This is a genomic window from Pseudomonas sp. RIT-PI-q (assembly GCF_001297125.1).
Classification (GTDB): domain Bacteria; phylum Pseudomonadota; class Gammaproteobacteria; order Pseudomonadales; family Pseudomonadaceae; genus Aquipseudomonas.
Map to the genome: position 1 here is coordinate 1 of NZ_LHPC01000063.1, position 4,674 is coordinate 4,674.

3 protein-coding genes and 1 pseudogene are annotated in these 4,674 nt (G+C 60.8%); 2 read left to right on the top strand and 2 right to left on the bottom strand.

The genetic code is table 11. The annotated features are described in order from the left end of the window. Positions 1-190, top strand: a pseudogene (locus AEQ67_RS31465) (phage infection protein); the annotation flags it as partial. Positions 191-268: 78 nt separating this feature from the next. On the opposite strand, the gene AEQ67_RS31470 reads toward AEQ67_RS31465, so the two are convergent. Beyond that, positions 269-1,354: a DUF1615 domain-containing protein gene (locus tag AEQ67_RS31470; protein ID WP_059407643.1), complete on the bottom strand. Its 1,086-nt coding sequence runs from the start codon at positions 1,352-1,354 to the stop codon at positions 269-271. A gap of 431 nt (positions 1,355-1,785) precedes the next feature. On the opposite strand from AEQ67_RS31470, the gene AEQ67_RS31475 reads away from it, so the two are divergent. Continuing rightward, on the top strand, positions 1,786-3,315 hold the full coding sequence (locus AEQ67_RS31475; protein ID WP_059407644.1) for an FAD-dependent oxidoreductase: 1,530 nt from the start codon (positions 1,786-1,788) through the stop codon (positions 3,313-3,315). Between the two features lie 117 nt (positions 3,316-3,432). On the opposite strand, the gene hemB is transcribed toward AEQ67_RS31475, so the two are convergent. Next, positions 3,433-4,407, bottom strand: coding sequence for a porphobilinogen synthase (gene hemB, locus AEQ67_RS31480; RefSeq protein WP_059407645.1), 975 nt, complete (start codon positions 4,405-4,407; stop codon positions 3,433-3,435). Positions 4,408-4,674 lie beyond the last annotated feature (267 nt).

Sequence of the window (4,674 nt, forward strand, 5' to 3'; positions counted from 1 at the left end):
TTCGGATCGTCTGATCGAAAGCCGCGTCGCTGAAGGTGGTTCGGATCGTCTGATCGAAAGCCGCGTCGCTGAAGGTGGTTCGGATCGTCTGATCGAAAGCCGCGTAGCTGAAGGTGGTTCGGATCGTTTGATCGAGAATCGCGTCGCTGAAGGTGGCTCTGACCGCCTGATCGAAAGCCGCGCTGCATGAGTAAATGGCTTCACCGCAGCACATAACGAAAAACCCGGCCTGATCAGCCGGGTTTTTTGTGGATGTTTTTCGGCTCGCTCAACGCGACATGCATCGCTGATAACGTTCATCAACCCGTTTGGCGAACCACGCCGTGGTGAGTTTTCGGGTGATTTTCGGGCTCTGCAGCACGATCCCCGGCAACACCGCACGCGGCAGTGATCGGCCTTCCGCCTTTTCCGCCAGGGCGAAAACCCGCTCATAAAGCTGGGTATCCTCGAATCCGAGGCTTTTGCCCTCCTCCAATTGGTCCCGGCTGGTCGGATTGCGCATGCCCAGTTGTTTGCCGAGGGTGCGCACTGCCAGCTCCGTGGTGCCGGGCATGATGGAATCGTAGCGGACCAGATCACCGTCCAGCGCCAGCGGTATACCCGAAGCACGGCTGACCGCATTCTGAAACGCCGCATTGCGACTGGCGTACCAACCGGCATTGAAATCGGCGAAGCGATACAGCGGTTGCTGGTAGCTCACGGGGTAACCGAGCAAGTGGGCAATCCCGAAATACATCCCGCCACGGCGCGTGAACACTTCATGGCGGATCGAGCCCTCCACCGGGTACGGATAATTTTTTGCCTGTTGCTCGGCGAAATCGATGCTGACTTGCATCGGGCCACCGGTATGCACCGGGTTGAAACCACCGAACAGGGTGCGCCCCATGGGCACCATGCCGATGAAGTCATCGAAAATCGCGCTGAGCTCTTTTTCGCTGCGCGCAGCATTCAGGCGATCGCTGTAGCTTTTGCCGTTGGATGAACTCACTTGCAACGCGCCGCTTACCAGCAGACCGGGGATGTGGGCCTTGTCGGCGCGGCGGTCGATTTCCTCACGGGCGATCTTGCCCAGGCCCGGCACCGGCGGGTCCACCTGGAAGGTCGATTCCTGCTCCGCTACTGCCAGCACCGAGCACAGGTTTTGCGTAGACGGGTAAATGTTCTGGGCGGCAAAGGCTGCGTAAATGTCCGTGGCCCAGCCTTGGCGATCGACGGTTTTCGCCGGCAGCAGGCGCACGATCTCGGCCTTGACCTCGGCGGGCTGGCGCACCGGAGGTTGTTGGGTGCGCTGAGTACCGCAACCGGCCAGAACCAGCAGCGCCGCGATGCTCATGATCAATCGATTGGCTTGCATGGTGCTCCATCAAATCCGTTGAGCCGGGTTAACCATACGACCAATGGCATGGCGCAGGCTATGACTGTGGCTGCCACCGACTGTTCCACACAATCGCGTATGCGTTCGACTCTGTAGCAGCTGTCGAGCCTAAGTTGGGCTCTGTAGCAGCTGTCGAGCCTGCGAGGCTGCGTTCGGCTGCGAAGCAGTCGTGAAATCAGACTATGCGGTGTGTCAGGAAGGATGTGCATGCAGGGTTTACGACTGCTTCGCAGCCGAACGCAGCCTCGCAAGCTCGACAGCTGCTACAGAGCCGAATGCAGCCTCGCAGGCTCGATAGCTGCTACAGAGCCGGACGCAGCGACGGCTGCGGCCTTTTCCGTTGAGCAGTGAGCCTGGCCGTATGCCTCGACTGGACCATACTTGATCCACACATCGAGGAGGCCAGGCTTATGAACCGTAGCGACGTACTGATCATCGGCGCTGGCCCGACCGGGCTGGTACTCGCGCTGTGGCTGAGAAAAATGGGGATCCGGGTGCGGATTATCGACAAGACATCCGCCCCCGGCACCACGTCGCGGGCGCTGGCCGTGCAGGCGCGGACGCTGGAGCTGTATCGTCAACTCGACCTCAGCCCGGCCATCGTGCAGAACGGCCATCGAGTGGCGGCCGCCAATTTCTGGGTCAAGGGCGAGCCCGTGGCGCGGTTGCCTTTGAGCTCCATCGGCGAGGGTCTGACGCCCTATGCATTCCTCGAAATCTTCCCGCAAGATGAGCACGAACGACTGCTGATCGATCGCCTCGAGAGCTTCGGTATCAAAGTGGAACGCAACACCGAGCTGGAGGGTTTCGAGGAAACCGGGGACGGCATCAGCGCCCGGTTGCGCTTGCCCGATGGTCAGCAGGAGACCTGTCAGGCCTGCTATCTGGCCGGCTGCGACGGTGCCCGGTCGGTTGTGCGCAAGACATTGGACACCGGATTTCCCGGCGGCACCTACCAGCAGATTTTCTATGTCGCCGACGTGCAGGCCAGCGGGCCGACGTTCAATGGCGAACTGCATGTGGACCTCGATGAAGCGGACTTTCTGGCGGTGTTTCCATTGGCCGGTACTGGCCGCGCCCGCCTGATCGGCACCGTGCGCGATGAACGCGCCGAGCAGGCCGAAACCCTGCGTTTCGAAGACGTCAGCAGCCGGGCCATCGAAAACCTGAAGGTGCAGATCGAACAGCTGAACTGGTTCTCGACCTACCGCGTGCATCATCGGGTCGCGGACCGCTTTCGCACCGGGCGCGCGTTTCTATTGGGTGACGCCGCCCACGTCCACAGCCCGGCCGGTGGTCAGGGCATGAACACCGGGATTGGCGATGCGATCAACCTCGCCTGGAAACTCGCGGCGGTGTTGAGCGGCGGCGCCACGGCCAAACTGCTCGATACCTACGAAACCGAGCGCATCGCGTTTGCCCGCAAACTGGTCGCCACCACTGACCGGGTATTCAGTTTTGTCACCGCCGAAGGGCGCATGGCCGATTTGCTGCGCACACGTCTGGCGCCGTTCGTTTTGCCTAAAATGGCTTCGCTGGGAACGGCCCGCGAGTTCCTGTTTCGCACGGTGTCGCAGATCACCCTGAATTATCGCGGGATGTCGTTGAGCACGGGCGTTGCCGGGCACGTCCATGGCGGCGACCGCTTGCCCTGGGCTCATGACGGTGAGGGGGATAATTTCGAATCGCTGAGATGTCCGGTCTGGCAAGTGCATGTGTATGGCGACACCAGCGACGAGATGATCGCCTGGTGCCACGAGCATCATTTGCCGCTGCATGTGTTCGACTGGCGGCCGGCGTTCGATGGCGCAGGCCTGGGGCGCAACGGGTTTTACCTGCTGCGGCCGGATACCTATGTAGCGGTTGCCGAGACGTGCTCCGATCCGAAAGTGATCGAGCGGTATTTCAGGGATCACGGGATTCGGCCGTTTTTTGGTTGATCCCATAACCCCCTGTAGGAGCTGGCTTGCCAGCGAAGGCGGTTTATCATTCAACATTGATATTGACTGATCTACCGCTTTCGCTGGCAAGCCAGCTCCTACAGGGTTCGGTTGTTTTTAGATCCCGGCCAGCGCCAGGTCCATCGCGAAGTAGGTGAAGATCAGGTCTGCCCCGGCCCGCTTGATCGCGCCCAGGCTCTCGCGTACCACGCGCGCCTCATCGATCGCCCCGGCCTGGGCGGCGAATTTGATCATCGCGTACTCGCCACTGACCTGATACGCCGACAACGGCAGGCGCGACACTTCGCGGATGTCGCGGATGATGTCCAGGTACGCGCCGGCCGGCTTGACCATCAACGCATCGGCGCCTTCCTGCTCATCCAGCAGCGATTCGCGCACGGCTTCGCGGCGGTTCATCGGGTTCATCTGATAGCTTTTGCGGTCGCCCTTGAGCGCGCTGCCGCCGGCTTCGCGGAACGGGCCGTAGAGTGCCGAAGCGAATTTGGTCGAATACGCCATGATTGCGGTCTGGCTGAAACCGGCGGCGTCCAGCGCCCGGCGAATGGCCTGTACCTGCCCGTCCATGGCGGCTGACGGGGCGATCACATCGGCACCGGCCCGGGCCGCTGCCACGGCTTGCCGGCCGAGGTTGATCAGGGTTTGGTCGTTATCGACTTCGTGGTTGTGCAGCACGCCGCAATGGCCATGGTCGGTGTACTCGCAGAAACAGGTGTCGGACATGACGATCATGTCCGGCACCGCGTCCTTGGCAATGCGCGACATGCGCGACACCAGGCCGTTGTCGTTCCAGGTGTCGCTGCCGCTGCTGTCCAGGTGGTGCGACACGCCGAAAGTCATCACCGACTTGATCCCGGCCCGGGCATAACGCTCGATCTCGCCAGCCAGTTTCTTCTCAGGAATACGCATCACGCCGGGCATGCTCTTGATCGGCACGAAGTCGTCGATTTCTTCCTCGACGAAAATCGGCAGCACCAGGTCGTTCAGACTGAACTCGGTTTCCTGGAACAGGCTGCGCAGGCTCGCATTGCGGCGCAGACGGCGTGGACGTGCTTCGGGGAACTGACTGGACATTGGATATTCCTGAAAATCGGAGGACGAGACGAACGTCGTAAAGGGGCGAAAGCTTATGCCCTGAGCGCTATAGGGCACAAACGTCTGCGTGGGAACAAACAGTTACCGGACCCGCAACAATCACCGTAGCAACACAATACCCTGTGGGAGATTCTATGGTTGAGGGGAAGCCCTCAACCAGCTTTGGGTTGGTATTCGCCCTGTCCTTTCAGTAGAGCGAATACGATCCGAGCAAGCTTGCGAGCCAGTATCACCAATGCCTGAGTG

What these genes read in the sequence shown, in the direction of transcription:
- AEQ67_RS31470 (WP_059407643.1), bottom strand. Translation starts at nt 1,354, where the DNA reads ATGCAAGCCAATCGATTGATCATGAGCATCGCGGCGCTGCTGGTTCTG.
- AEQ67_RS31475 (WP_059407644.1), top strand. Translation starts at nt 1,786, where the DNA reads ATGAACCGTAGCGACGTACTGATCATCGGCGCTGGCCCGACCGGGCTG.
- hemB (WP_059407645.1), bottom strand. Translation starts at nt 4,407, where the DNA reads ATGTCCAGTCAGTTCCCCGAAGCACGTCCACGCCGTCTGCGCCGCAAT.